Genomic DNA, 26073 nt, shown 5'->3' with positions numbered 1-26073 from the left:
GCAGCAGCGCTGGGTCTTGTGATGGTATTCACACTCGGAGCGGGCAGTGCCTTCGCAGATTCTAAGATGGATACTGTGATTTCAAAAACCATTGGAACGTCGTATAAAACCGGGGGCACAACCACCAGCGGCTTCGACTGTTCCGGATTTACCAAGTATGTGTTCAAGAATGTCGGGCTTACCTTGCCCCGTACCTCCAAAGCACAGTTCAAAGTTGGAACAAGTGTATCCAAGAGCAATCTGCGTTCCGGTGATCTCGTGTTCTTCAACACCCTGGGTAACGGAGTGTCCCATGTCGGTATTTATGTTGGAAACGGGAAGTTCGCACAGTCCTCAAGTTCACGTGGTGTAACCATCAGTTCGATGAGCCAGTCCTACTGGGCCAACCGCTACGTTGGCGCCAAACGAGTAATGAGCACAACAGCCTACCAAGCTGTCGCTTACGATTGAACCCTTGAAGCATACCCCGAATATTTCAGCCTCTAACAACTAAATGTAACTTATACGAGCCCGGGATGATTATTGCCGTAATCATTTCCGGGTTTTTCCTTTTCCTTATTCTACCTTTTACACTGAATTCGCAGCCTTGAAACAGCATTTTCTTGCAAAAACAAAGAAATAATCATATAAATTAACCCCTGCGCATAGATATGAGTCTTTGGAAAGGGCTATAACTCTAAAAAACAGCAAAAAAGATGCATTAATATGTTATAAGTGATTGCCAAGCGCCTTAGTCTTTGTTACAATTATCGCAGTGAGTTTTTAGTAACATTTTTGTAATTATTGAATCGATTTTAACAAAGGTTTTGTCATGTATTGAATGAACCGCTAATCCTAATCAACAGTCGTGCCGAGTTCCCTAATGAATTAGGGAAACGGGGGAACCACTTTGGGTGAATTGACCTCCTATTCTAAGAGGGGTCATAGGGGACCTTCAACCGAACCCTTAAGCTAACCTCGTAGGCATTGGAAGGGGTATTTACTTTTGAAGAAGAAGCTAGCAGCCGCAGTACTAAGCTTGTCCATTATCTTCACCATCGGAGCAGGAAGCGCTTTCGCGGATTCCAAAATGGATAAAGTGATCGACAAAGCCATCGGAACCAAATACGTGTCCGGCGGTACATCAACTAACGGGTTTGATTGCTCCGGATTTACAATGTATGTTTTTGATAAGATCGGCATTAACCTGCCCCATCAATCCGGCTCCCAGTATCAGATGGGCTCTGCCGTGTCCCGTGACGAGATGAGACCGGGCGATCTTGTATTCTTCAATACAAGCGGTAAGGGCATATCCCATGTTGGTATTTATGTTGGTGACGGCGAATTCGCCCATGCCTCTTCCTCACGTGGTGTAACCATCAGTTCGCTGAGTGACAGCTATTACGTCAACCGCTACGTTGGCGCCAAGCGAATCATGAGTACAGATGCCTACAAGACTGTAGCTTCGGATTCCCAAGACAACGATGATGTACAATAATCCTTTGTAACCTAACGCTCTTTTCCGAGATTTTTGCCGAAATCTTGGGGAAGGGCTTTTTTTGTCTATAAAATTACTTACCCCTCTCTATATTTGTAAAACACTGATTCTGCGCTTTCGGAAAATATATTTTGCCGTTTGTCAAGTTTCTGCATTTCCGTAAGGAAATTGCGTCGAAACTGGCTGTTTTTGTATATAATTAATAGAAGAAATGAATCTATGTCCCTTGGAAGGAGGCCTCCCCCAATGATTAGCTCCCCGCTAACCTTTTACGTGGTGCCTATGGAGCCGCAGCATGCCGCTGAGATCTGTGAGTGGAGCTACAAGCCGCCGTATAATATTTACGGCTGGGTGTCCTGGGAGCAGATGCAGGCGCTGGGCGTGGAGTTCGGAGACCCGCAGCTGCGAAGTGAGCAATATGTATCGGTTGTGAATGGAGAGGGGGATCTGTGCGGCTTCGCCCAGCTCTTTCCGATGGAGGGGGTAGTCCGGCTTGGTGTCGGAATGCGGCCCGAGCTGTGCGGCCATGGAATGGGACATCTGTTCATGAAGGCTATTGTGCAGGCAGCACGGTCGCGTTACCCGGAATGTGAGATCGACCTGGAGGTGCTGACCTGGAACCAGCGCGCCATCCGCGCCTACCAGAAATGCGGGTTCACCATAACGGATACCTATGAACGCCGCACTCCGACCGGTAATAAGCCTTTTTATTGCATGGTCTATGAGGAATAGCACCGGAGACAAGAGAGTTTTGCAAAAAATGGATCATTTGTGTTCATTTTTTTGACACACATACTATGATAACGCTTCACCATCCGCTATAATGGAGACAGCAGCTTACATGGAGGGACGGATGCAGATGCAGAAATGGATCATGAGCGGTTTGTTTTTTGCCGCCTGTGCCTTTGCAGTAATCTTAATGTTTACCCTACCCGGTAAATCCGAGGTGGCGGAGCAGAACAAGCCGACCATGCCGGAGGTTGTGCTGGACGCTGCGGGCGCAGAAGCCACAGTGAAGGCCAATTGTATCTCCTGCCACGGAGACCAGCTTCAGGGCGGGGCGGGACCCAGCCTGCAGCAGGAAGGCGCTTCGCATGACGCAGCTCAGATCTTCAGCATAGTCACCAAGGGCCGCGGACAGATGCCTCCCTTCAAAGACAGGCTGGCCCCTGAAGAGATTGCGAATGTAGCCCTATGGCTGGCCGAGAAGAAATAATCCGCAACCTGTACTCACACCATGCTCCTCATTTTAAATGTATAATGCCCGTGACGAGGATAACGAACGATCCTTGCACGGGCATTTCTATTAATTAGATATTCCTGTTGTCTCCATAGGGGCCTTGTCCTCTAGCGGGTCTTCTCGAATGCCTCATTAAATTCATGCGCCTGGCGGAGATCAAGCTTCTCCACATCTGCAGCCAGCCGCAGAACAACCGTCTTGTAATCAATGGTGATATGCGGGTGATGGTCAAAGGCCTCCGAAATTGTCGCTACCTCATCCACAAAGGCAATTCCCTTCATATATTCACTGAACATATATTTGCGCACCAGCCTATCCCTCTCCAGCTTCCAGCCCTCAAGCTTGCCGATCTGCTCCTGCAGTTGTTCCTCAGTTAATTGCAATTCGTTTCCTCCCTTGCTAAGTTAACGGTTCCTTCAGCCTGCTCTTCTCCTTCAAATAAAACATCCCTCAGCTTCTGAAAGTCCAAGGGATGTGCCAGGCCAAAGATTTTTGATTAAATGTATTCTGACATCCCGGCAATTAGTACTCCACTTCCAATTTTAACATGGCCGGATGCCCGGGACAAACCCGCTGCCGCATTTTCCCCCTGCTTTATACAAGAACGACCGAAGCCAGATCCTCATCGCCCAGCAGAATATTAATGCGGTGTGTTTCTTTATCGTACATCACAACTCCGCTGCCCACCTGAATGACCGGCTCGTTGCCCAGCGCGTAGAACAGGTCTTCCGCAAGCGCCTCCCAGACCTCCTGCCTCGATTCCTCCGGCAGATTCGTCCACTCTTCAGGCTCCATTTCAAAAAAAATGTACCCGTCTGTAATCCGTCCAACGGCTCCTGTCAGTTCAACCAGAATTTCACCGTAATCCCTGCCATGCTTAACTCCCACATCAATCACTCCGTTTTCTTCGCTGATGAATAATAACCTACCTTATCTATTATAGCCGAAAAAATCACTTCACAAAAAAGGGAATGATGTCGATAAAGAAGAATATACGTGATTTGGTTACGAACAGAGTGTTCTCCCGCGGTTCAAGGACGAATTACGCGGTTAGTCGATCACTTCTTAATTCTCATGGACGAGGTGCATAAATGGAAATCTCAACAATTCTAGGCCTGGTGTTTGGTCTGATCGCAGTAATCTGGGGGATGATACTCAAGCATGCTCCACTTGCAAGCTTGAACAACCCCGCTGCCTATGTCATTATTTTTCTTGGCACGGCTGCCTCCATCTTCATGGCCTTTCCGATGTCGGAAGTCAAGAATTTCCCTAAGCTGTTGAAGATCCTGTTTACGAAGAAAAAGATGGTCGGCAAGCCCGAACTGATTACCATGTTCATGGAATGGGCATCCATTACCCGCCGCGAAGGGCTGCTGGCTCTGGAGTCCAATGTCGATGAAATTGAAGATAACTTCCTCCGAAACGGCATGCGGATGATTATTGACGGCAATGATCAGGAGTTCGTCCGTGATGTATTAATGGAAGATATTCATGCCACTGAAGACAGACATAAAGCCGGAGCCTTGATCTTCTCCCAAGCCGGGATGTATGCCCCTACACTAGGGGTACTCGGGGCTGTTATCGGGCTGATTGCCGCCTTGGGTGATATGAGTAATATGGACGTCCTGGCCCACGCGATTGCCGGTGCCTTCATTGCAACCCTGCTCGGGATATTCACCGGTTATGTCATGTGGCACCCTATGGCCAACAAGCTGAAGCGGATATCCAAACGCGAGATTGAAGTCCGCCTGATGATGGTGGAGGGTCTGCTCTCCATCCAGTCCGGGGTGTCTACCATAGCTATTAACCAGAAGCTGTCCGTCTTCCTGACTCCGTCCGAGCGTGCCAAGCTGAGCGAGAAGGAGGGGGCTTCCAGTGAGCAAAAAGACTAGGCATGAGGAACATGAAGAGCATGCCGATGAATCCTGGCTGCTTCCCTATTCCGACCTGATGACCTTGCTGGTTGCTCTGTTCCTTGTTATGTACGCCATGAGCGCTACGGACGCCGTGAAGTTCCAGCAAATGGCTGAAGCCTTCAATTCAGCGCTCAGCGGCGGCGGCGGCGTCCTGGAGTACCGGTCGGATTCTCCGACCAGCACCCAGCTGGACCAGGGCAAGCAGGATAAAATGAACAGCGTGATCTCCAAGAACACCGGCACCTCCGATCTGTCCAAGCTCCGTGCCAAGGAGCAGGAGGATCTGGAGAAGCTGAAGAAGCAGTTCGACCAGTACATCAAGAACAACGGAATGACTGACTTGCTTAGCACCAAGCTGAATCAGTCCCAGCTGATGATCACGATTAGCGACAATGCCCTCTTCGCTTCGGGACAGGCTGTAGTGAAAGATGAATCCCGCCAGTTGGCCAAGTCGATCTCAACGATGCTGCAGCAATTCCCTGATTATGAAGTATTGGTGCAGGGGCATACCGATAATGTTCCGATCTCCAACAGCACGTACTCCTCGAACTGGGATCTTAGTGTAGATCGTGCCCTTGAGTTCATGAAGATTCTGCTGCTGAATCCCAACCTGGACCCGACGAAGTTCAGCCCGACCGGCTCTGGCGAATATCATCCCATCGCTAGCAATGCTACGGCTGCCGGGCGGGCCAAGAACCGCCGGGTAGAAGTATCCATCCTGCGTAAATATAAGGACGCTGCTGCGGAGACAACGGATGTCTCTAATGTAACAGCTCCCTGATAGTAAGGAAACAAATAAGAGCTGCTTCGAACGGCCCTACCAGGGTCTATCGGAGCAGCTCTTATTATAGGTATGGGCATTATAATCTTATTGCAGCTGATAGTTCAGCATAGCCCCCAGCTCTTGCTTCTCTTCCTGGGACAGCTCCCGCCATTCTCCGGTCTTCAGTGCGCCAAGGCGGATATTCATTACCCGGATGCGCTGCAGCCGCCGGACTTCATAACCGAAGGCGCTGCACATGCGGCGGATTTGCCGGTTCTTGCCCTCAGTCAGCACGATACGGAATACCCGCTCACTAATACGCGTAATTTCACAGGGAAGTGTCTTACTGCCCAGAATTCTCACGCCGGTGGACATACCGGTCAGAAAAGAAGGCGTGACGGGTCGATCTACAGTGACCACATACTCCTTCTCATGCTTGCCTTCTGCGCGTAAAATTTTGTTAACAATGTCACCGTCATTGGTCAGCAGAATCAATCCCTCTGAATCCTTATCGAGCCGCCCGATCGGGAAAATCCGCTCCTCATGCCCTATGAAATCGACAATATTGCCTTGAATATGCGCTTCTGTAGTAGAGGTAATGCCAACCGGCTTATGAAGCGCGATATACACGATCCTGCTGCCCGTCTGAAGCGGCTGGCCGTCAATCAGGACAATATCTCCGGCCTCGGCTTGGCTGCCCAGCATAGCGGGCTCCCCGTTGATGGTGACCCGCCCTCCCTCGACCAGCTTGTCTGCTTCACGGCGTGAACAATAGCCTGTCTCACTGATGAATTTATTGATTCTCATGTTCGTCTTCACTCCGTTCTATATTCATAACGGCCGGAGGTACTGGCTCCTTCGCTTCAGGCAGCTTGATAATTACCTGTGCCCCCCGGCCATACTCGCTTCTAATCTCCAGGCTGCCCTTATGGGCCTGAATGATCCGCTGGCTGACCATCAAGCCGAGACCGGTTCCGGACTCTTTGTTCGTAAAGAACGGCTCTCCCAGCTTGGGCAGCATATCCTCAGGGACGCCTCCGCCCTCATCCGTGATCACAACAACCACTGAATCATCCTGCTCCTGCTGCTCCACGGTAATCGTTCCCCCGTCCGGCATCGCTTCGATCGCATTTTTGATTACATTGATAAATACCTGCTTCAGCTGATTCTCCTCACAGTGCACCATGGCGGGTACTCCCGAGAAATGTGTGGTGAATTCAATGCCGAACAGGTGGGCCTGACTGTCCAGCAGGGAGATGACATCGCCAACAATATGCCGCAGATCCCTTTGCTGGAAATGAACAGCCTGCGGCTTCGCCAGAATCAGGAACTCACTGACAATCATATTGATCCGGTCCAGCTCCGAGAGCATCAGATCAATATGCAGCGGAACGAGAACCTTCTTCTCCTGCTGAAGCTGCAGGAAGCCCCGCAGGGTGGTCAAGGGATTACGGATCTCATGGGCAACGCCTGCGGCAAGCTGGCCGACTGTAGTCAGCTTCTCCGAGCGTCTGAGCAGCTCCTCGATCCGGTTGCGCTCGGTCATGTCACGAGATACATGGACAACCGACTGCGGCTGGCCCTCTTCATCCCGGATAACCGAGCTGCTGACGCTGACCTCTACCAGGGAACCGTCACGCTTCAGCCTGACGGTCTCCACAGGCGGCAGAGATGCCCCGTCCTTAAGCTGCTGCAATCGTATACTCTCCTGCTGCTGCACAGTGGCAGGAACCAGGTAAGGGGGCTTGACCAGAGCATCCGCAGCGCCCCATCCATAGAGATCCTCGAACGCTCTGTTCGTACTGATGATCCGCCCTTCCATATCCACCGTGTGGATGGCATCCGAAGTGCCGTTAATGACCGACTCCAGATGCTCCTTAACCGCACGGTTCTCCTCCAGTGTCTGCCCCAGCCGGTTCGTGTGCTGCAGCAGATGTGAGGTCATCGCATTGATGCGCTGGGCCAGCTGTCCAAGCTCATCGCGGCTGGATACATTAAGCGGGGGCTCGAACTTGCCCTTGGCCACATCATTGACCTTAGCCAGTATATCCTGAATCGGGCGTGTAACAACACCGGCCAGGACATAACTCGCCAAGAGAAAGATAATAAGCAGCAGTACCGAGGTGGTGATATTATTGAACAGCTGCTCGCGGATGACTGAGGAGATCGCCTGGTAGTCCATGACTACACTGATCACATAATCCGCCGCTCCCGGCCGCTCAATCGGAATGAAGCTTTTGAGCACTCTTTTACCCAATGCCTTCGTATCCAGCGTTACCGGCTCGCCCTTGTTCAATGCTTCACGGATTGCCGCCTTGTCCTCTGCAATATTGCCGTAGGAATAGGTTCCGTACTGAATAGGGCGGTTCCGCAGCTTCGTGTTCTTGGGATCTGTACCATCAGGCAGCATGCTTGAGGCCCCGAAGGTCTTCGGATTGATTCCCGTAATCTCCAGAATTCCGGGATTTACAGCTTTGGATTCCTGGATGATCTCATCGGGACTCATAATTTTGACATAATCGCTTACCGCTGTGCTCCGGACGAACGGATCTATGATATAATTGCGTGCCCCGTCATAATAATAACCCCATTTATCAATATACTCCGGATTGGAGGTTGAATATTCAAACGGCCCGGACCAGAAATTCTCCAGGGATTGCCCCTGATCGACAGATACCCGCTGGCCTGCAAACAGCTCCAGAAAAGCCACATACCAAAAACCCATGCCTCTGGTCGAAAGTCCAATCTCTGCAGGATCTGAAGATTTGGCTACGATAATATCATCCGCAGTCTTCACCAGCAGAGAGATATTCGACACCCCCAGCTTGGTGGATAGCGCCTTCAATTGTTGATTGGTAATATTCCTGATATCCGGGTCCAGCTCATAGGACGCCAGAATGGCGGTCAAGCGCAGGTTCTGGGCAATTTTATCCTGCACGTAATTCGAGCTGTAGCCGCTCTGCTCCACCGATACTGCAACCTGCTTCGCAGTGATCTTCATGTTGCTTACACTCTCATTACGCAGATTATTCCGGGCAGCATAAAGATTGAGCGAAAGATTAAGCATCAAGATTAAGAGCACCGAGCCAAATATAATCGCTGATAATTTCGTTTTTATGGACAAGCGTATTGTTCACCTCTTATCCGCTGGTAAATCCTAGCGGGCATTCAACATAATCATACCTTTTGCCCTCCCATTTGAAAAGGCCTTTCCCCACAGCCGGGTGCTGGCAGATATTGAATTATCGGGGCAGTTTCACTACAATAGGTAAGAAACCATCCACAGGTTATGCACATATAAACATTTTGCCAAATCGCGATGTGCACAATTTTGTGCATAAGTCGGCCGTTATCCACAGAGTTGTCCACAATTTGTTAAGAACGAATATTTGTTCGTTGTACAATGGGCATAGAAGAAGGGAAGATGCATTTGAATACCAGGCTTGAAGAACTGCCGGCGGAGGAGCGGGCCATTCATGAACATTGGATGACAGAAGCGATAGGAGAAGCCCGCAAGGCCGAGGCCTTGGGCGAAGTGCCGATTGGTGCCGTGGTCGTCCACGAAGGCCAAATTATAGGCCGCGGATATAATCTGCGTGAGACGACGCTTGACTCCACTGCCCATGCGGAGATGGTAGCGATCCGGGAAGCCAGTACAGCCCTGGGCTCCTGGCGTTTGCTCGATTGCCAGCTCTATGTTACCCTGGAGCCTTGTCCTATGTGTGCAGGAGCGATGGTGCAGTCCAGGGTGCCGCTCACCGTGTATGGCACTCCAGACCCCAAAGCCGGCTGTGCAGGGACCTTGATGAACCTGCTGGAGGAATCTCGCTTTAATCACCGTACAGAGGTCATCCAGGGCGTGCTGCAGGAGGAATGCGCGGAGCTGCTGACCTCCTTCTTCCGCAAGCTGCGGAAGCGGCCTGCGAAGCTCTAGAACGCCCATTAACACTTATATTATGCTCATAAGGAGAATGCCAGATGTCGTACAAGCTGTATAACAATGCACAGGGGATCTATCTCTCGCTGCTGGAGCTTACGGATGCCGAAGAGCTGCTTAGCCTCCGTCTGCGTAACCGAACCACACACCAGCAATTTGAGCCCCTGCGCAGTGAAGACTACTTCACCCTGGAGAGCCAGCGGCAGCTGATTAACCAGCGTATCCTGGATGCGCAGCAGGACAGCGCGTATATGTTCGGGATTTATCTGCTCAGCGGCGAGCTGATCGGCCAGATTACGATCTCCAATGTAGTGCGGGGAGTCGGTCAATTCTGCGATATCGGCTATCTGATCGATCATGAGCAGCAGGGGCAAGGCTATACCAGTGCCGCCGTACACCTGATCCTCGGGTATGCCTTCCGCTCTCTGGGGCTTCACCGGGTACAGGCTGCCATCCTGCCCCATAATACCGGTTCACGCAGAGTGTTGGAGAAGAACGGCTTCCAGGCCGAAGGACTCGCGCGCCGCTTCATCCGGATCAACGGCGAATGGCAGGATCACCGCACCTACGCCATTCTGGCTGAGGAATTCCTGCCAGAGGGACAGGAATCCCCTTAACTTCATATGTCCACACAAAAACCCGTATGAGCGCAATATGCTCATACGGGTTTTTGGCGTGCGGAACTATGGTATTAATAAGTACCCGTACCCATGCCTCCGAATTGCTGCTGCAGCTCTTCCAGAGTGATGACATCATCGCCTTGCGGAATGCCGATCTTGAAGGTCTGCTTCTCATTGATCTTACTGTATTGGTTGCTTGCATTCATAGATAAGGTAACGTTCTCACCCTTGTCAGGATCATTAACCTTGATGTCCATGAGCATATCCTGGTATACCGGATAGTCATCTTTATTAACCGCAGTGTTCAGGTGGAACTGATTAATGGTAAGATATTTATTCAGATCAGCCAGGCTCTTATCAAACTCGGCACGTGCTTCGCTGGATTGCAGCTCTTCCTTGGCTTTGGCCAGATCAGCGGAGTCAACCTGCAGCAGATCTTTATATTCATCCTTACTCAGAATATCCATGATCTTAGGCAATGCGTTGTTCACGAGGATCGTAAGCGCCTCTTTGACATTATCATTGGTTACCTGGAACTGAACCACCTGCTTGGCATCTACGCCTTCAGGCAGGCCGGCATCCTTAGGTTTGATATTGTTGAAGTATTTCGCTTCATCATACTCGCCCAGCAGCGTATTCATCACTTCATTCGACAGCTTCTGCACTTTCTGTGCATCCATCTGCGCAGGATTGAATTCTGTTCCCTGCTCTTCGGCCAGCTTCTTCAGATCCACCTCTACGAATTTATTGACAATCGTCTCAGGAATCGGCAGGAACGGAATCGAAGGCACTTTGACGTAAAGCTTCTGTCCGGACATAACCATCGGAACCGTGAAGGACATAGCCATATCCCCCTTCAGATTCAGAACCGTTGTAAGCTCTGTCTGCATCGGCTCAGCCTGATAGACTCCATCAATCGTAAGCTCTGCATTCTTAAGCATGCTTAGAATCTGACCCGTCGAAGCGTCAGCCTCATTAGTACCGGTGTCTATCGTCAGATCGTTAATGACCACCTTACTCTTCATTTCGTAAGATGTCATAGCTGAAGCTTTGGCCGCAGCTGAAGTCAGAGCCTCCTTCGGCTCCTCTTTCTTTGCACATCCCGGCAGAATTACTGCAGCAGTTAACAGTAACGCGGCAGCGGATAACCCCCACTTTTTGTTCATTATTTTTCTCCTCTCCCATGTAAAAAAATTCTTTCCCCTCCCTAATGATAAACCATTTGGCAATTATGAGAAACATTTCTCTTCAATTTCATTGTAAAGTGTGTTTAACCCTGGGGATTATTATGGTCCACATGGTTGGCCTGCTTCACCTTTTTAGATCCGGATAACGGCGCTGGGCCTGAAGAATGATGCTCCTTGCGTGGCCCCTGGTTGTCCTGCTGTACGCCGGGTACAGGCATGCTCTTGGGTTTGCTCACTTCGATTACCTCCTATGGATTAGTTAAGCCCTGAAGGGCCTGTGCGCACTCATGAATCTGTCTCGTATACTGCTGCGCCAAAAGCTGAACAGCATCCAGCTGCTCATCCGCGTGTACCCCGGCCTGTTCGGCGTCAAGCAAATCTACAGCAACCTCGCGGCTATCCACATAGGTGCAGCGGAAATCCAGAGAATACCCCTGCCGGCCCGCTGCATTGAAATGGATGAGCAGACTATTCTGGTTCGCCGCATCTCCCTGCACACTGAAGCTGTCCCCACTCTCCATCAGTTCCGGCAGCCGCTCCTGCCAGGCAGACACCAGACTCTGCTGATCTACTTGCAATTGTCGGTCCATCTTTATTATCAGCCTCCTTCTCTAATACATTGCGGAGAAAGACGGCTTTTTATTCCCGTTGGAACCGCTTCTGTGAAAAAGAGGCCTTGGCAAGTGGAAACGGCATTGCCGTCCTTTTAAAGGACGGTACCGTTTTGGCGAGAAATAGAAGGATAATTTATAGCGTGAAAAATATAAATTCTTATATTTCAAACAAAAAAACCGTCCTCCTGAGAGAACGGCTTCTATCTGCACTTATTTAGATGTAAAGGAATGGCGGAGAGGATGGGATTCGAACCCATGTGGGCTTGCACCCTAACGGTTTTCAAGACCGCCCCGTTATGACCGCTTCGGTACCTCTCCAATGCACTGAAATTTCACATGCATTAGGAATTATACCACGCCCCGCAAATAATATGCAACTATTATTATTGAGCTGTTTTTGCAGAAATGGATTTCACATTACGCATATACGGCTGCAGGCATTCCGGAATCAGCACACTTCCGTCCTCCTGCTGGTAATTCTCCAGAATAGCTGCTACCGTACGCCCTACAGCCAGGGCAGAGCCATTCAGCGTATGCACGAATTCAGGCTTCGCCTTCGGCTCCTTGCGGTAACGGATATTGGCCCGGCGCGCCTGGAAGTCCTCGGTATTGGAGCATGAGGAGATCTCGCGGTACATGCCGCTCTCAGGCAGCCACACCTCAAGGTCATACGTCTTGGCAGAGGTGAAGCCCATATCTGCCGTACAGAGCAGCAGGACGCGGTAGGGCAGTCCCAGAAGCTGCAGGACGCGCTCAGCATCGGCTGTCATCTTCTCCAGCTCCTCATAGGAGCTCTCCGGGCTGGCCAGCTTCACCAGCTCCACCTTGTTGAACTGATGCTGGCGGATTAGACCACGGGTATCGCGTCCGGCAGAACCGGCTTCCGAGCGGAAGCAAGAGCTATAGGCCACATGATACTTCGGCAGATCGCCAGCTGTCATAATCTCTTCACGGTAATAGTTCGTCACAGGCACTTCCGCCGTAGGAATCAGATAATACTCTGTATCCCGCAGCTTGAACAGATCCTCTTCGAATTTCGGCAGCTGTCCCGTTCCATAGAGGCTGTCCTTATTAACAATATAAGGCGGCAGCATCTCTTCATAGTTATGTTCCCCGCTGTGCAGGTCCATCATGAAATTGATCAGGGCACGTTCCAATCTGGCACCCAGTCCTTTATAGAAGACAAACCGGGAACCCGTAACCTTCGCCGCTGCCTCAAAATCAATGATATCCAGCTGCTGCGCCAGCTCCCAGTGAGATTTCGGAGTGAAACCAAGCTCTGTAGGCTCTGACCAGCGGCGCACTTCGACATTGTCTGCCTCGGAGGTACCTACCGGCACCGATTCATGCGGAATATTCGGGATGCTCATCGTCAGCTCGTCAATTTTGACCTCAAGCTCACGCACCTCATCATCTAATTCCTTAATCCGGTCAGATACCGTACGCATTTCTGCGATCAGATCATCAGCCGGTTCCTTGTTCTTCTTCTTCTTGGCTACGTCTCCGGATACAGTGTTCCGGCGGTTCTTGAGCCCTTCTGTCTCCTGAAGCAGCTCACGGCGGCGCTGATCCAAAGCCGGGAAGCCGGCAATCAAATCCAGCGACTTTCCTCTTTTATTCAGTGCCTCTTCTACTCTTGCATAATCGCTGCGCAATACTTTAACATCTAACACAAAGTTTCCCTCCTGAAAACAGCCCAAACTCTTTCAAAATGCTGTTTTGTTTGCAGCTTTGAAAGAGTCAAAGTGTCCTTATATGCGGTTCTATAGATTGGCTGCAATACGGTCCTCTACCATGTCGGCAAAATATTGATGCAGCCTGTAATCATCAGTCAATTCCGGGTGAAACGAGCAGGCCAGCAGATTGCCCTGGCGCGCGGTTACAATCTCATCCTTATAGAGCGTAAGCACCTCAACATCAGGACCCACCTCTTCAATAAGCGGAGCGCGGATAAATACCGCCCGCACAGGCTCAGCAATCCCCTTAACCTCGAGATCACATTCAAAGCTTTCCCGCTGGCGGCCAAAGGCATTCCTGGCCACGGTAATATCCATCAGCTCCAGATGACCGGCCTCGTCTCCGGCAATCCGCTTCGCCAGCACGATCATACCGGCGCATGTGCCGAAAATAGGCTTCCCTTGACCCGCGAACTCACGAACAGCCTCAATAAAGCCATATTTGCGCATCAATTTGCCAATCGTCGTACTCTCACCGCCGGGAATAATCAGACCATCTACCCCGTCTAACTCCTCTACACGCTTAATAGGCAGGCCCTGCGCGCCGGTCTTCTCAATACTGACAATATGCTCTGTAACAGCGCCTTGAAGCGCTAACACTCCAATTCTCATCCGGAAGCCTTCTCTCTATTATCGGCCGCGTTCCGACATGCGTTCAGCCGGGGACAACGTGGCGATATCAATCCCCTTCATCGGAGCGCCCAGATTCTTGGATACTTCAGCAATCAGCTTGTAGTCCGTGAAGTGGGTTGTCGCTTCGACGATGGCACGGGCGAACTTCTCAGGATTGTCCGATTTGAAAATCCCGGAGCCGACAAACACCCCATCAGCACCCAGATGCATCATGAGCGCGGCATCGGCAGGCGTAGCTACACCACCGGCAGCGAAATTAACGACAGGCAGCTTGCCCAGCTCGTGAACCTCCAGCAGCAGCTCATACGGAACACCCAGCGTCTTAGCTTCATGATATAGCTCATCAAGCGAGAGGCCGGTCACCTTGCGGATCTGGCTGTTGATATGGCGCATATGGCGGACAGCCTCCACGATGTTGCCGGTTCCCGGCTCACCCTTGGTGCGGATCATGGAGGCCCCTTCGCTAATCCGGCGCAGCGCTTCCCCAAGATCCTTGGCTCCGCATACAAAAGGAACCGTGAATTCGCGTTTGTTGATATGGAACACTTCATCGGCAGGAGTTAGCACTTCACTCTCATCGAGATAGTCTACACCCAGAGATTCGAGAACCTTGGCTTCCACATAGTGACCGATCCGCGCTTTGGCCATTACAGGGATACTCACTACCTTAATAACCTCTTCTACAATAGTAGGATCGGCCATACGTGCGACACCACCCGCAGCGCGGATATCAGAAGGTACACGCTCCAGGGCCATTACGGCTACTGCGCCTGCGGCCTCGGCAATTTTCGCCTGCTCTGCATTCATGACGTCCATAATGACGCCGCCCTTTTGCATTTCTGCCATGCCTCTTTTGACTCGCGATGTTCCTGTTTCCATATCTACGCCTCCCGTTAGATCTAACCTAATCTAACATGTTATTTTACCGCAAAGCTGTAATATATACAACCTATTTACTGGGATTTTGTCGTGAAGCTAGTACCTGTGCACCTGTTAAGGTTAGAACAGATTTTTAATTCCTTTGAACAGATCACCGAAAAAATCACCGATGGCTCTCAGCAGCAGCTTGAACCAGCCCGCCTTCTCCGCTTCCTCGGCAGTAATCAGGTTCACCGTCTTCTCTTGCGTCTGATTCATTCCTTCAATCTTATAGGAGTACGTGACCTTACCTACCTTGCTGGCTCCGGCAATCGGTGCGACCAGCGTAGCCGGATCATTCGTGACCACAGTGGTCTTGATCTGCGGCGATACAGTACCCTTAGGGACCATGAATGTTACACCAGCATCCGTTACTACGGATACCTCTTTATTCTTGCCCTTCAGCACAGGCACAGTCTCAGTGCCGGCAATCACGGCCTTAGGCGCAACTACCTGCTTAATCTCGAAATTATTGAAGCCAAAATCCAGCACCTTCTTCGTTTCGGTGAAACGGTGGGCCTCAGAGTCCGCTCCCATAACTACGCTGATTAGACGCATGCCGTCACGCACCGCAGTACCCGTGAAGCAATTACCGGCATTAGTGGTATGTCCTGTCTTCAGTCCGTCCAGGCCCGGATAAGCGTATGCCTTGAAATTGGGGATATTCTTGTTGGCTTCCAGCATCCAGTTGTAGTTAATCATCGGCTTCGAATCACGCTCGCGGAATTTATACGATTGAATTGTCGTAAAATCTGTAAACTCCGGATGATCGGTGACAATATATTTGGCCAGAATCGCTGCATCCATCGCAGACATTACCGTCTCACGGTCCTCTTCAGGCCGGTATTTAGCAGGCATGTCCTTCCGGTCCAGACCGGTGGAATTAATGAAATAAGCCGTCTTCATGCCCATCTTCTGTGCGGTCTCATTCATCTGGGTCACAAACTGCTGCTCCGAGCCAGCTACCAGTTCAGCCAAAGCAACTGTAGCATCATTGGCAGAGCCTACCGCCATCGCTATGTAGAGTTCTTTAACCGTATGTTCATCGCCCGCAGCCAGAAAAATCCGAGACCCGATCTGCTTGGACGCATTCTCCTGTATAATGACCTTTTGATCCCAGGAAATCTTGCCGCTATTCACCGCTTCAGTTACAAGGTATTCTGTCATCATCTTCGTCATACTCGCCGGAGGCATAGGCTGATCCGCATTAAGCGAGAGCAGAACCTCACCCGTTGTAGGCTCAATCAATACTGCCGATTTCAGCTTCAGTCCGAGAGACTCCACGGTTGGGATTTTGGCTACTGCTGTCTTGGCAGGGGTAGCCGCCGCTTTGGTTCCCGCCTCGGTTGTAGCCGGTTTATTTACTGCCTCCGCCATTGCAGAAGCCGCAGGAAATGCCAACATATTTAAAAGCAGACCTACTGTCGCTGTCTTAATCACAATTTGCTTACTGCTTAGTTTTCTCTTGGCCTTCAATGATTAACTCTCCTTTAATCCTCAAATCAGTGCTTGTTCTATTCTAACACAGGGGTATCTGCAAAAAAAGACAGGCAGGACTAAATTAGTCCTGCCTGTCAACAAAATAGGCGATTCTTCCCGGCTTATAGAGAATAGTTCGGAGCTTCCTTGGTGATCTGTACATCATGAGGATGACTCTCACGCAGGCCTGCTCCAGTGATCCGGATGAAGGAGGTATCATTGCGCAGCTCTTCTAATGTCTTCGTTCCGCAATAGCCCATACCGGAGCGCAGTCCGCCAATCAATTGATGAACCGTGTCAGACAATGGCCCTTTAAAAGCGACTCGGCCCTCAATGCCTTCCGGTACCAGCTTCTTATCATCATCCTGGAAGTAACGGTCTTTACTGCCCTGCTTCATGGCGCTCATGCTGCCCATGCCGCGGTATACCTTGTATTTACGTCCCTGGTAGATTTCCGACTCTCCCGGGCTCTCTTCCGTACCGGCGAACAGGCTTCCCATCATGACTGCAGCAGCACCGGCAGCGATGGCCTTGGTAATCTCTCCAGAGTACTTAATTCCTCCGTCTGCAATCACCGGAATGCCGTATTCACGGGCTACTGTCGCACAATCGTAGATCGCGGTAACCTGCGGAACGCCTATACCGGCAATTACGCGGGTAGTACAGATAGAGCCTGGACCAATACCCACCTTGATTACGGAGGCTCCTGCTTCAATCAATTCCCGGGTAGCTTCGCCTGTAGCCACATTACCAGCTACGATGGTTAGGTCAGGATAAGTCTCGCGGAGCTTACGCACTGCATCGATAATATTGATGTGATGGCCATGTGCGGAATCCACGGTAATCAGGTCCACACCGGCTTTTACCAGTGCTTCAGTCCGTTCCAGCGTGTCCTTGGAGATCCCGATTGCCGCTCCAACCAGCAGACGTCCGTGAGAATCCTTGGCACCGTTGGGGAACTGGATAGCTTTCTCTATATCTTTAATAGTAATGAGACCTTTGAGAATATTATGCTCGTCTACCAGCGGCAGCTTCTCAATCTTGTGGCGCTGCAGAATGCCTTTCGCTTCCTGAAGAGTGGTTCCTACAGCAGCTGTAACGAGATTCTCATGAGTCATCACTTCTTTGATCTGAATATTGAAATCATGGATGAAACGCAGGTCGCGGTTCGTCAGAATACCGACAAGCTTGCCCTGTTCATCTACGATAGGCACACCCGAAATGCGGTATTTGCCCATCAGAACTTCAGCATCGGATACCCAGTGGTCCGGCGTAAGTGAGAATGGATTGGTAATAACCCCGCTCTCTGAGCGCTTCACACGGTCCACCTCTTCTGCCTGCTGCTCCACGGACATATTCTTATGAATGATGCCGATCCCGCCCTCACGGGCGATAGCAATCGCCATAGCGGCTTCTGTGACTGTGTCCATACCTGCACTCATCAAAGGGATATTCAGCTTCACATTCTTGCTGAGTACAGTGGTTAAGTCCACTTCCTTAGGCAATACCTCGGATTTACGCGGAACCAGCAGCACATCATCAAAAGTGAATCCCTCTTTACCAAACTTATCTTCCCACACCTGGGTCATTCCTCCTCTAAATTCTTTTCTCTACCCGCCCGCCAACTTATGAATAAAGAAACTCCTGCGTCAAGTCCATACCCGATAGACAGCAGTAGAGGCCTGGGAGTTATACATAATTGTGTCTTTTGTTAAGGTTTGAGAGGCTTGTCCAAAAATATATTATTGTCCATCTTAGCAAAGGGCATTTGGCCTGTCAAGAATATTACACCGCTCTGTGAAGGGATTAGGCAATCCGCCCTCCGGTAAGCGAATTCTTGGACTAAAGTCCGTCTCCAGTGGACAATAGAACAAATTTCGGCTGCACCACCGGATATACAAAAAGACCACTGTTGATTTCTCAACAGTGGTCATGTGTGCTTGGCAACGTCCTACTCTCCCAGGACCCTTCGGTCCAAGTACCATCGGCGCTGGAGGGCTTAACGGTCGTGTTCGGGATGGGTACGTGTGGAACCCCTCCGCTATCGCCACCAAACGGGCATTTACAGCGTAAATGCTTCAGGAAATTGATTCCTGAAAACTGAATCCGAAACGAATTTGCGCTCGCCCTTCTTACGGGGCCCCCGGAAAGTATTCGGAATCCGCTTCGTCAGCTTCATCTTCACTTTTTGGGGTAGTTCTTGGATAAGCCCTCGACCGATTAGTATTGGTCAGCTCCATGCATTGCTGCACTTCCACCTCCAACCTATCTACCTCGTCGTCTTCAAGGGGTCTTACATACTGGGAAATCTCATCTTGAGGGGGGCTTCACGCTTAGATGCTTTCAGCGCTTATCCCGTCCGTACGTAGCTACTCAGCCATGCTCCTGGCGGAACAACTGATGCACCAGCGGTACGTCCATCCCGGTCCTCTCGTACTAAGGACAGCTCCTCTCAAATTTCCTGCGCCCACGACAGATAGGGACCGAACTGTCTCACGACGTTCTGAACCCAGCTCGCGTACCGCTTTAATGGGCGAACAGCCCAACCCTTGGGACCTACTTCAGCCCCAGGATGCGATGAGCCGACATCGAGGTGCCAAACCTCCCCGTCGATGTGGACTCTTGGGGGAGATAAGCCTGTTATCCCCAGGGTAGCTTTTATCCGTTGAGCGATGGCCCTTCCATGCGGTACCACCGGATCACTAAGTCCGACTTTCGTCCCTGCTCGACTTGTAGGTCTCGCAGTCAAGCTCCCTTATGCCTTTGCACTCTGCGAATGATTTCCAACCATTCTGAGGGAACCTTTGAACGCCTCCGTTACTCTTTAGGAGGCGACCGCCCCAGTCAAACTGCCCGCCTGACACGGTCCCCGTACCCGATGAGGGCACTAGGTTAGAACCTAGATACGATCAGGGTGGTATCCCAACGGCGCCTCCGCAGAAGCTTGCGCTCCTGCCTCACCGGCTCCCACCTATCCTGTACAGATCGTACCCAAATTCAATATCAAGCTGCAGTAAAGCTCCATGGGGTCTTTCCGTCTTGTCGCGGGTAACCTGCATCTTCACAGGTATTAAAATTTCACCGGATCTCTCGTTGAGACAGCGCCCAAGTCGTTACGCCATTCGTGCGGGTCAGAATTTACCTGACAAGGAATTTCGCTACCTTAGGACCGTTATAGTTACGGCCGCCGTTTACTGGGGCTTCGGTTCACAGCTTCGGGTTTAACCCCTAACCGCTCCCCTTAACCTTCCAGCACCGGGCAGGCGTCAGCCCGTATACTTCGCCTTGCGGCTTCGCACAGACCTGTGTTTTTGCTAAACAGTCGCTTGGGCCTTTTCACTGCGGCCCCCTCGGGCTATTCACCCTACCGAGGCACCCCTTCTCCCGAAGTTACGGGGTCATTTTGCCGAGTTCCTTAACGAGAGTTCTTCCGCGCGCCTTAGAATTCTCTTCTCGCCTACCTGTGTCGGTTTGCGGTACGGGCACCTTCTCCTGACTAGAGGCTTTTCTTGGCAGTGTGAGATCATGACCTTCGCTACTATAATTTTCGCTCCCCATCACAGCCCAGCCTTAATGATGTGCGGATTTGCCTGCACACCAGCCTCACTGCTTAGACGGACATCCATCAGTCCGCGTCACTACCCTCCTGCGTCACCCCATCGCTCATAGCGGATTACGGTGGTACAGTAATTTCAAACTGTTGTCCTTCGACTACGCCTGTCGGCCTCGCCTTAGGTCCCGACTTACCCTGAGCGGACGAGCCTTCCTCAGGAAACCTTGGGCTTTCGGCGGATCAGATTCTCACTGATCTTTTCGTTACTCATACCGGCATTCTCACTTGTATGCTGTCCAGCGCTCCTTACGGTACACCTTCAACCCACATACAACGCTCCCCTACCCCAGATGCAAAGCATCTAGCCATAGCTTCGGTGGTGTGTTTAGCCCCGTTACATTTTCGGCGCAGAGTCACTCGACCAGTGAGCTATTACGCACTCTTTCAATGGTGGCTGCTTCTAAGCCAACATCCTGGTTGTCTGTGCAACTCCACATCCTTTCCCACTTAACACACACTTGGGGACCTTAGCTGATGGTCTGGGCTGTTTCCCTTTTGACAATGGATCTTAGCACTCACTGTCTGACTCCCGGCAAGAAGTTAATGGCATTCGGAGTTTGACTGAGCTTGGTAACCCTTGCGGGCCCCGCACCCAATCAGTGCTCTACCTCCACCACTCCATTCACCGAGGCTAGCCCTAAAGCTATTTCGGGGAGAACCAGCTATCTCCGAGTTCGATTGGAATTTCTCCGCTACCCCCACCTCATCCCCGCATTTTTCAACATGCGTGGGTTCGGGCCTCCAGTGCGTGTTACCGCACCTTCACCCTGGACAGGGGTAGATCACACGGTTTCGGGTCTACGTCCACATACTTAGTCGCCCTATTCAGACTCGCTTTCGCTGCGGCTCCGGCTTCTCACCTTAACCTTGCATGTTAAACGTAACTCGCCGGTTCATTCTACAAAAGGCACGCCATCACCCATAAAGAGGGCTCTGACTTTTTGTAAGCACACGGTTTCAGGTTCTATTTCACTCCCCTTCCGGGGTGCTTTTCACCTTTCCCTCACGGTACTGTTTCACTATCGGTCGCCAGGTAGTATTTAGCCTTAGCAGATGGTCCTGCTGGATTCATACGGGGTTTCACGTGCCCCGCACTACTCGGGATCCGTCTCGGAGAGAACACAGTTTAGGCTACAGGGCTTTTACCTCTATCGCGGGCCTTTCCAGACCTCTTCGCCTACTGAATTCCTTTGTAACTCCATGTGAGACGTCCCACAACCCCAAGAGGCAAGCCCCTTGGTTTAGGCTGTTCCGCGTTCGCTCGCCGCTACTGACGGAATCACTATTGTTTTCTCTTCCTCAGGGTACTTAGATGTTTCAGTTCCCCTGGTCTGCCTCTGCATTTCCTATGTATTCAGAAATGAGTAACTGCGAATTACCACAGCTGGGTTTCCCCATTCGGACACCCCCGGATCAAAGCTTGCTTACAGCTCCCCGAGGCAGTTTCGTTGTTCGCCACGTCCTTCGTCGGCTCCTGGCGCCTAGGCATCCTCCGTGTGCTCTTAGTAGCTTAACCAATGTGTTTTCCCTAAGGAAAATCGCTAGTATCGCCATTAATATGAAACTTGTTTACACAAGTTCAGCTTAAAGGAATGTTCTAAAACGCAAATTCGTTTCGGTATCCAGTTTTCAAGGATCAAGTTTCTTACTTGAGAGCTTAAACTCTCAAAACTGACCAACGAGTGAGTATTCGAACCCAAGGGTTCTATTGTGGAAGCAAAGCTTCCGATTTGAATGTCTTCATTGCAGAAGACGATTCTCCATAGAAAGGAGGTGATCCAGCCGCACCTTCCGATACGGCTACCTTGTTACGACTTCACCCCAATCATCTACCCCACCTTCGGCGGCTGGCTCCCTTGCGGGTTACCCCACCGACTTCGGGTGTTGTAAACTCTCGTGGTGTGACGGGCGGTGTGTACAAGACCCGGGAACGTATTCACCGCGGCATGCTGATCCGCGATTACTAGCAATTCCGACTTCATGCAGGCGAGTTGCAGCCTGCAATCCGAACTGAGACCGGCTTTGCTGGGATTGGCTCCACCTCGCGGCTTCGCTTCCCGTTGTACCGGCCATTGTAGTACGTGTGTAGCCCAGGTCATAAGGGGCATGATGATTTGACGTCATCCCCACCTTCCTCCGGTTTGTCACCGGCAGTCACTCTAGAGTGCCCAGCTCAACCTGCTGGCAACTAAAGTCAAGGGTTGCGCTCGTTGCGGGACTTAACCCAACATCTCACGACACGAGCTGACGACAACCATGCACCACCTGTCTCAACTTTCCCCGAAGGGCACCTGATGCATCTCTGCTTCGTTAGTTGGATGTCAAGACCTGGTAAGGTTCTTCGCGTTGCTTCGAATTAAACCACATACTCCACTGCTTGTGCGGGTCCCCGTCAATTCCTTTGAGTTTCAGTCTTGCGACCGTACTCCCCAGGCGGAGTGCTTACTGTGTTAACTTCGGCACCAAGGGTATCGAAACCCCTAACACCTAGCACTCATCGTTTACGGCGTGGACTACCAGGGTATCTAATCCTGTTTGCTCCCCACGCTTTCGCGCCTCAGCGTCAGTTACAGCCCAGAAAGTCGCCTTCGCCACTGGTGTTCCTCCACATATCTACGCATTTCACCGCTACACGTGGAATTCCACTTTCCTCTTCTGTACTCAAGTCACCCAGTTTCCAGTGCGACCTCAGGTTGAGCCCAAGGTTTAAACACCAGACTTAAATAACCGCCTGCGCGCGCTTTACGCCCAATAATTCCGGACAACGCTTGCCCCCTACGTATTACCGCGGCTGCTGGCACGTAGTTAGCCGGGGCTTTCTTCTCAGGTACCGTCACTCCGGCAGCAGTTACTCTACCGGACGTTCTTCCCTGGCAACAGAGCTTTACGATCCGAAAACCTTCATCACTCACGCGGCATTGCTCCGTCAGGCTTGCGCCCATTGCGGAAGATTCCCTACTGCTGCCTCCCGTAGGAGTCTGGGCCGTGTCTCAGTCCCAGTGTGGCCGTTCACCCTCTCAGGTCGGCTACGCATCGTCGCCTTGGTGGGCCGTTACCCCACCAACTAGCTAATGCGCCGCAGGCCCATCCCCAAGCAGCAGATTGCTCCGCCTTTCATTCTTCTCTCAGGAGAAAAAAGAAATTATCCGGTATTAGCTACCGTTTCCGGTAGTTATCCCAGGCTTGAGGGCAGGTTGCCTACGTGTTACTCACCCGTCCGCCGCTAAGTCTGAAAGGAAGCAAGCTTCCTCTCAAACTCCGCTCGACTTGCATGTATTAGGCATGCCGCCAGCGTTCGTCCTGAGCCAGGATCAAACTCTCCAAATTGGTATTTAGAAAGAGCGATTGCTCATTTTGAAACATCTGACGAGAATTTACATTCTCATTTTTGGATCTCGCCGAAGCGATCTCCGATACTCACTCGTTGTTCAGTTTTCAAAGATCAAGCTCGTCGTTAGTGTCGATGTTGTCGTCACCAGCAACTCTTATAATATATCACATCCAGCCGATCAATGCAAGCTCTTTTTTTCAACTTCTTGTTCGAGCCAGGCGTTGATGTTTCGCGTCCAGAAATAGAATATATCACGGATAGACATTCATTGCAAGCATTATTTCTAAATCATTTGACCAGAGTATTCAATCCCCGATGCCAAGAGAACTGCCTGAGCAGCTCCCTTGGTTATCCGGGTCTGGAATCAGAGAAATCCTTAGTCTTTATTACGCATATGAGGGAACAGCAGCACGTCACGGATAGATGCTGAATTGGTCAGCAGCATGATCAGACGGTCTACACCGATACCCAGTCCGCCTGTTGGTGGCATGCCGTACTCCAGAGCGCGGATGAAATCATCATCCATCTCATGGGCTTCATCATTGCCCTGCTCTTTCTCGTGAATCTGTGCTTCGAAGCGCTGACGCTGGTCAATCGGATCATTCAGCTCGCTGAACGCATTGGCATGCTCGCGGGCCACAATGAACAGCTCGAACCGGTCGGTGAAGCGCGGGTCCTCTTCATTCTTTTTGGCAAGCGGTGAGATCTCTACAGGATGTCCCATTACGAATGTCGGCTGAATCAGCGTCTCTTCAACAAACTGCTCGAAGAACGCATTCAGGATATGTCCAAAGGTCATATGCTTCTCTACCGGTACCCGGTGTTCCTTAGCCAGAGCCTGTGCTTCTTCATCCGTCATCTGAACACCGAAGTCTACTCCGGTTACTTCCTTAACGGCATCCACCATAGTAACGCGGCGCCAGCCTGGAGACAGATCCACTTCCTGTCCTTGATAATTAATTACCTGGGAGCCCAGCACCTCGCTGGCAATATGAGCGATCAGACTCTCTGTCAGATGCATAATGTCCTTGTAATCCGCATACGCTTCATACAGCTCGATCATTGTGAATTCCGGATTATGGCGTGTTGAAATACCCTCATTACGGTATACACGGCCAATCTCATAGACTTTCTCCAGACCGCCGACGATTAGACGCTTCAGGTGCAATTCGATGGCAATCCGCATATACAGCTGCATATCCAGCGTGTTGTGGTGTGTAATAAACGGACGGGCCGCTGCTCCGCCAGCGATGGCATGCAGGGTCGGAGTCTCCACCTCTAAATAACCCAGCGAGTCCAGATAACGGCGCATCGATTGGATAATCCGTGAACGCATGATGAAGGTCTGCTGTACCTCAGGGTTAATGATCAGGTCCACATAACGCTGACGATAGCGGAGTTCTACATCCTTCAGACCATGATACTTCTCGGGAAGCGGAAGCAAGGACTTGGACAGCACCTCAAGGTTATCCACTTTAATAGAGGTTTCGCCGGTCTTTGTCTTGAACAGGGTTCCCCGGATACCGACGATATCGCCAAGATCAAGGATCGTGAAGGCTGCATATTGCGACTCAGGGATACTGTCCTGGCGCACATAGATCTGGATTTTGCCGCTAAGGTCCTGGATGTGAGAAAAGCTTGCCTTGCCCATGACCCGTTTCGCCATAATGCGTCCGGCCACACTAACCTCCAGCGCCAGCTCGTCCAGCTCTTCCTTGGTTTGCCCGTCGTATTTGGCCAGAAGATCGCCTGCAGCAGCGGTACGCTCATATTTCTTGCCAAACGGGTCGATACCGAGTGCGCGGAGCTCGTCCAGCTTGCCCCGGCGGATCTGCAGCAATTCACTTAATTCATTCTCTGTAGCTTCGACGTTGTTGATTTCTTCCGTCATGTTCTTCATCCTCTCTTACTCACTATACAAAAGAAGAAACGGCTCCGCCCCGATCTAGAGGACAGTCCGTTCCGGTACAAAATATAAGCTGTATGTGTTCACCCATATTTTACGGCTGGCTGTAACTTTGAAAAAAGCTTCCCTAAGGAAGCTTTCGGAACCGTTTTACTTCATTTTGATATCAAGAATTTTATATTGAATGACGCCTGCAGGGACACTAACATCCACAATCGTACCAATCTTCTTGCCGATGATCGCTCTGCCTACAGGGCTCTCATTGGAAATTTTGTTGTTCAGCGGATCGGATTCGGCAGTACCCACGATGGTGTACTCCATAATGTCGCCGTACTCCATATCTTCAACGTTCACCGTTACTCCGATGCTTACCACATCTGTCACGATCTCATCGCTATTAATAATACGGGCATTGCGGAGCATCTTCTCCAAAGTAAGAACCCGTCCTTCAATGAAGGCCTGTTCATTCTTCGCGTCTTCATATTCCGAGTTCTCACTGATATCTCCGTAGCCGATGGCCACTTTGATACGTTCCGCTACTTCGCGGCGTTTAACGGATTTGAGGAACTCCAGTTCTTCTTCCAGACGCTTAAGTCCGTCCGGTGTAAGGATGACTTCTTTATCGCTCATCTTAACCGATTCTCCTGTCGTATACATTTATTGAAAACACCATACTATATGCGAATCCGGAGGGATCAGAACC

At 50.9% G+C, this 26073-nt stretch carries 22 protein-coding genes, 1 tRNA gene, 3 rRNA genes and 1 riboswitch; of the genes, 8 read left to right on the top strand and 18 right to left on the bottom strand.

What is annotated here, in order from left to right:
• Positions 1-21: 21 nt before the first annotated feature.
• From NYE26_RS31780 to NYE26_RS31765, 4 genes are all read left to right on the top strand, one after another.
• Positions 22-450 carry a C40 family peptidase gene (locus NYE26_RS31780; RefSeq protein WP_051477954.1) on the top strand — a complete coding sequence of 143 codons (429 nt, stop codon included), beginning with the start codon at positions 22-24 and terminating at the stop codon, positions 448-450.
• A 388-nt stretch (positions 451-838) separates the two neighbouring features.
• Positions 839-981: riboswitch (cyclic di-AMP (ydaO/yuaA leader) on the top strand.
• 4 nt (positions 982-985) lie between these two features.
• Complete coding sequence (locus NYE26_RS31775) at positions 986-1477, top strand: C40 family peptidase (protein ID WP_209879512.1); 492 nt, start codon at positions 986-988, stop codon at positions 1475-1477.
• 246 nt (positions 1478-1723) lie between these two features.
• A complete protein-coding gene (locus NYE26_RS31770; RefSeq protein WP_339252732.1) occupies positions 1724-2209 on the top strand; it encodes a GNAT family N-acetyltransferase in 486 nt (161 codons plus the stop codon).
• A 127-nt stretch (positions 2210-2336) separates the two neighbouring features.
• Positions 2337-2693: a cytochrome c gene (locus tag NYE26_RS31765; RefSeq protein ID WP_036724468.1), complete on the top strand. Its 357-nt coding sequence runs from the start codon at positions 2337-2339 to the stop codon at positions 2691-2693.
• Positions 2694-2824: 131 nt separating this feature from the next.
• Here the strand turns inward: NYE26_RS31765 and NYE26_RS31760 are convergent, their stop codons facing one another.
• Together NYE26_RS31760 and NYE26_RS31755 are read right to left on the bottom strand one after the other, a co-directional pair.
• Positions 2825-3100, bottom strand: a complete 276-nt coding sequence (locus tag NYE26_RS31760) for a 4a-hydroxytetrahydrobiopterin dehydratase (protein WP_036724424.1) — start codon at positions 3098-3100, stop codon at positions 2825-2827.
• Between the two features lie 211 nt (positions 3101-3311).
• Entirely contained in the window at positions 3312-3605 is a 294-nt protein-coding gene (locus tag NYE26_RS31755) for a hypothetical protein (protein ID WP_339252729.1), read from the bottom strand.
• A gap of 203 nt (positions 3606-3808) precedes the next feature.
• Here NYE26_RS31755 and motA point away from each other — a divergent pair, with 203 nt between their 5' ends.
• Complete coding sequence (gene motA / locus NYE26_RS31750; protein WP_036724422.1) at positions 3809-4609, top strand: flagellar motor stator protein MotA; 801 nt, start codon at positions 3809-3811, stop codon at positions 4607-4609.
• The gene (motB, locus tag NYE26_RS31745; RefSeq protein WP_339252727.1) at positions 4593-5414 is read left to right on the top strand and encodes a flagellar motor protein MotB; all 822 of its coding nucleotides are present in this window, start codon (positions 4593-4595) and stop codon (positions 5412-5414) included. Before motA ends, motB begins: the two co-directional genes overlap by 17 nt.
• Positions 5415-5501: 87 nt before the next feature.
• Here the strand turns inward: motB and NYE26_RS31740 are convergent, their stop codons facing one another.
• Positions 5502-6203, bottom strand: coding sequence for a pseudouridine synthase (locus tag NYE26_RS31740; protein ID WP_339252725.1), 702 nt, complete (start codon positions 6201-6203; stop codon positions 5502-5504).
• The gene (locus NYE26_RS31735) at positions 6190-8463 is read right to left on the bottom strand and encodes an ATP-binding protein (RefSeq protein ID WP_245368690.1); all 2274 of its coding nucleotides are present in this window, start codon (positions 8461-8463) and stop codon (positions 6190-6192) included. The genes NYE26_RS31740 and NYE26_RS31735 overlap by 14 nt, the downstream gene beginning before the upstream one ends.
• A 363-nt stretch (positions 8464-8826) precedes the next feature.
• On the opposite strand from NYE26_RS31735, the gene tadA reads away from it, so the two are divergent.
• Both tadA and NYE26_RS31725 read left to right on the top strand, forming a co-directional pair.
• Complete coding sequence (gene tadA / locus NYE26_RS31730) at positions 8827-9330, top strand: tRNA adenosine(34) deaminase TadA (protein WP_268748444.1); 504 nt, start codon at positions 8827-8829, stop codon at positions 9328-9330.
• A gap of 44 nt (positions 9331-9374) precedes the next feature.
• A complete protein-coding gene (locus NYE26_RS31725) occupies positions 9375-9950 on the top strand; it encodes a GNAT family protein (protein ID WP_339252722.1) in 576 nt (191 codons plus the stop codon).
• A 74-nt stretch (positions 9951-10024) separates the two neighbouring features.
• On the opposite strand, the gene NYE26_RS31720 is transcribed toward NYE26_RS31725, so the two are convergent.
• The 14 genes from NYE26_RS31720 to greA all read right to left on the bottom strand — a co-directional run bounded on the left by NYE26_RS31720 (position 10025) and on the right by greA (position 26000).
• The gene (locus NYE26_RS31720) at positions 10025-11119 is read right to left on the bottom strand and encodes a DUF6612 family protein (protein ID WP_339252720.1); all 1095 of its coding nucleotides are present in this window, start codon (positions 11117-11119) and stop codon (positions 10025-10027) included.
• A gap of 104 nt (positions 11120-11223) precedes the next feature.
• Positions 11224-11376, bottom strand: coding sequence for a small acid-soluble spore protein P (locus tag NYE26_RS31715; protein ID WP_036698929.1), 153 nt, complete (start codon positions 11374-11376; stop codon positions 11224-11226).
• Between the two features lie 12 nt (positions 11377-11388).
• Positions 11389-11730 carry a hypothetical protein gene (locus NYE26_RS31710; RefSeq protein WP_036724411.1) on the bottom strand — a complete coding sequence of 114 codons (342 nt, stop codon included), beginning with the start codon at positions 11728-11730 and terminating at the stop codon, positions 11389-11391.
• Positions 11731-11983: 253 nt separating this feature from the next.
• Positions 11984-12072: transfer RNA gene (locus NYE26_RS31705), tRNA-Ser, on the bottom strand.
• Between the two features lie 65 nt (positions 12073-12137).
• Positions 12138-13427, bottom strand: coding sequence for a serine--tRNA ligase (gene serS, locus NYE26_RS31700; protein WP_209879529.1), 1290 nt, complete (start codon positions 13425-13427; stop codon positions 12138-12140).
• A 90-nt stretch (positions 13428-13517) separates the two neighbouring features.
• Positions 13518-14102 (bottom strand): pyridoxal 5'-phosphate synthase glutaminase subunit PdxT, encoded by a 585-nt coding sequence (pdxT, locus tag NYE26_RS31695; protein ID WP_036724408.1) that lies wholly within the window; start codon positions 14100-14102, stop codon positions 13518-13520.
• 18 nt (positions 14103-14120) lie between these two features.
• Positions 14121-15002, bottom strand: coding sequence for a pyridoxal 5'-phosphate synthase lyase subunit PdxS (pdxS, locus tag NYE26_RS31690; protein WP_036724406.1), 882 nt, complete (start codon positions 15000-15002; stop codon positions 14121-14123).
• A 120-nt stretch (positions 15003-15122) separates the two neighbouring features.
• Positions 15123-16517: a D-alanyl-D-alanine carboxypeptidase family protein gene (locus NYE26_RS31685; RefSeq protein ID WP_036724405.1), complete on the bottom strand. Its 1395-nt coding sequence runs from the start codon at positions 16515-16517 to the stop codon at positions 15123-15125.
• 125 nt (positions 16518-16642) lie between these two features.
• Positions 16643-18100 (bottom strand): IMP dehydrogenase, encoded by a 1458-nt coding sequence (guaB, locus tag NYE26_RS31680; RefSeq protein WP_339252716.1) that lies wholly within the window; start codon positions 18098-18100, stop codon positions 16643-16645.
• Between the two features lie 358 nt (positions 18101-18458).
• Positions 18459-18575: ribosomal RNA gene (gene rrf / locus NYE26_RS31675) — 5S ribosomal RNA — on the bottom strand.
• A 145-nt stretch (positions 18576-18720) separates the two neighbouring features.
• A 23S ribosomal RNA gene (locus tag NYE26_RS31670) occupies positions 18721-21649 on the bottom strand.
• 250 nt (positions 21650-21899) lie between these two features.
• Positions 21900-23460 (bottom strand): 16S ribosomal RNA (locus NYE26_RS31665).
• The 16S, 23S and 5S rRNA genes sit together here, the layout of an rRNA operon.
• Positions 23461-23840: 380 nt before the next feature.
• Positions 23841-25355 carry a lysine--tRNA ligase gene (gene lysS, locus NYE26_RS31660; RefSeq protein ID WP_036723908.1) on the bottom strand — a complete coding sequence of 505 codons (1515 nt, stop codon included), beginning with the start codon at positions 25353-25355 and terminating at the stop codon, positions 23841-23843.
• A 165-nt stretch (positions 25356-25520) separates the two neighbouring features.
• Positions 25521-26000 carry a transcription elongation factor GreA gene (gene greA / locus NYE26_RS31655; RefSeq protein WP_036696487.1) on the bottom strand — a complete coding sequence of 160 codons (480 nt, stop codon included), beginning with the start codon at positions 25998-26000 and terminating at the stop codon, positions 25521-25523.
• Positions 26001-26073: the final 73 nt, after the last annotated feature.

The sequence above is a fragment of the Paenibacillus sp. FSL P2-0136 genome (assembly GCF_037975325.1).
GTDB classification, from domain to species: Bacteria; Bacillota; Bacilli; order Paenibacillales; family Paenibacillaceae; genus Paenibacillus_AQ; species Paenibacillus_AQ silagei.
Note: the sequence above shows the minus strand (reverse complement) of the source record. Positions and strands in the feature narration are given on the sequence as shown.

Coding starts and splice junctions, on each gene's coding strand:
- NYE26_RS31740 (WP_339252725.1), bottom strand. CDS start 6,203: ATGAGAATCAATAAATTCATCAGTGAGACAGGCTATTGTTCACGCCGT.
- pdxT (WP_036724408.1), bottom strand. CDS start 14,102: ATGAGAATTGGAGTGTTAGCGCTTCAAGGCGCTGTTACAGAGCATATT.
- NYE26_RS31765 (WP_036724468.1), top strand. CDS start 2,337: ATGCAGAAATGGATCATGAGCGGTTTGTTTTTTGCCGCCTGTGCCTTT.
- NYE26_RS31735 (WP_245368690.1), bottom strand. CDS start 8,463: ATGCTTAATCTTTCGCTCAATCTTTATGCTGCCCGGAATAATCTGCGT.
- motA (WP_036724422.1), top strand. CDS start 3,809: ATGGAAATCTCAACAATTCTAGGCCTGGTGTTTGGTCTGATCGCAGTA.
- NYE26_RS31710 (WP_036724411.1), bottom strand. CDS start 11,730: ATGGACCGACAATTGCAAGTAGATCAGCAGAGTCTGGTGTCTGCCTGG.
- pdxS (WP_036724406.1), bottom strand. CDS start 15,002: ATGGAAACAGGAACATCGCGAGTCAAAAGAGGCATGGCAGAAATGCAA.
- NYE26_RS31780 (WP_051477954.1), top strand. CDS start 22: ATGGTATTCACACTCGGAGCGGGCAGTGCCTTCGCAGATTCTAAGATG.
- NYE26_RS31720 (WP_339252720.1), bottom strand. CDS start 11,119: ATGAACAAAAAGTGGGGGTTATCCGCTGCCGCGTTACTGTTAACTGCT.
- greA (WP_036696487.1), bottom strand. CDS start 26,000: ATGAGCGATAAAGAAGTCATCCTTACACCGGACGGACTTAAGCGTCTG.
- NYE26_RS31770 (WP_339252732.1), top strand. CDS start 1,724: ATGATTAGCTCCCCGCTAACCTTTTACGTGGTGCCTATGGAGCCGCAG.
- lysS (WP_036723908.1), bottom strand. CDS start 25,355: ATGACGGAAGAAATCAACAACGTCGAAGCTACAGAGAATGAATTAAGT.
- NYE26_RS31725 (WP_339252722.1), top strand. CDS start 9,375: ATGTCGTACAAGCTGTATAACAATGCACAGGGGATCTATCTCTCGCTG.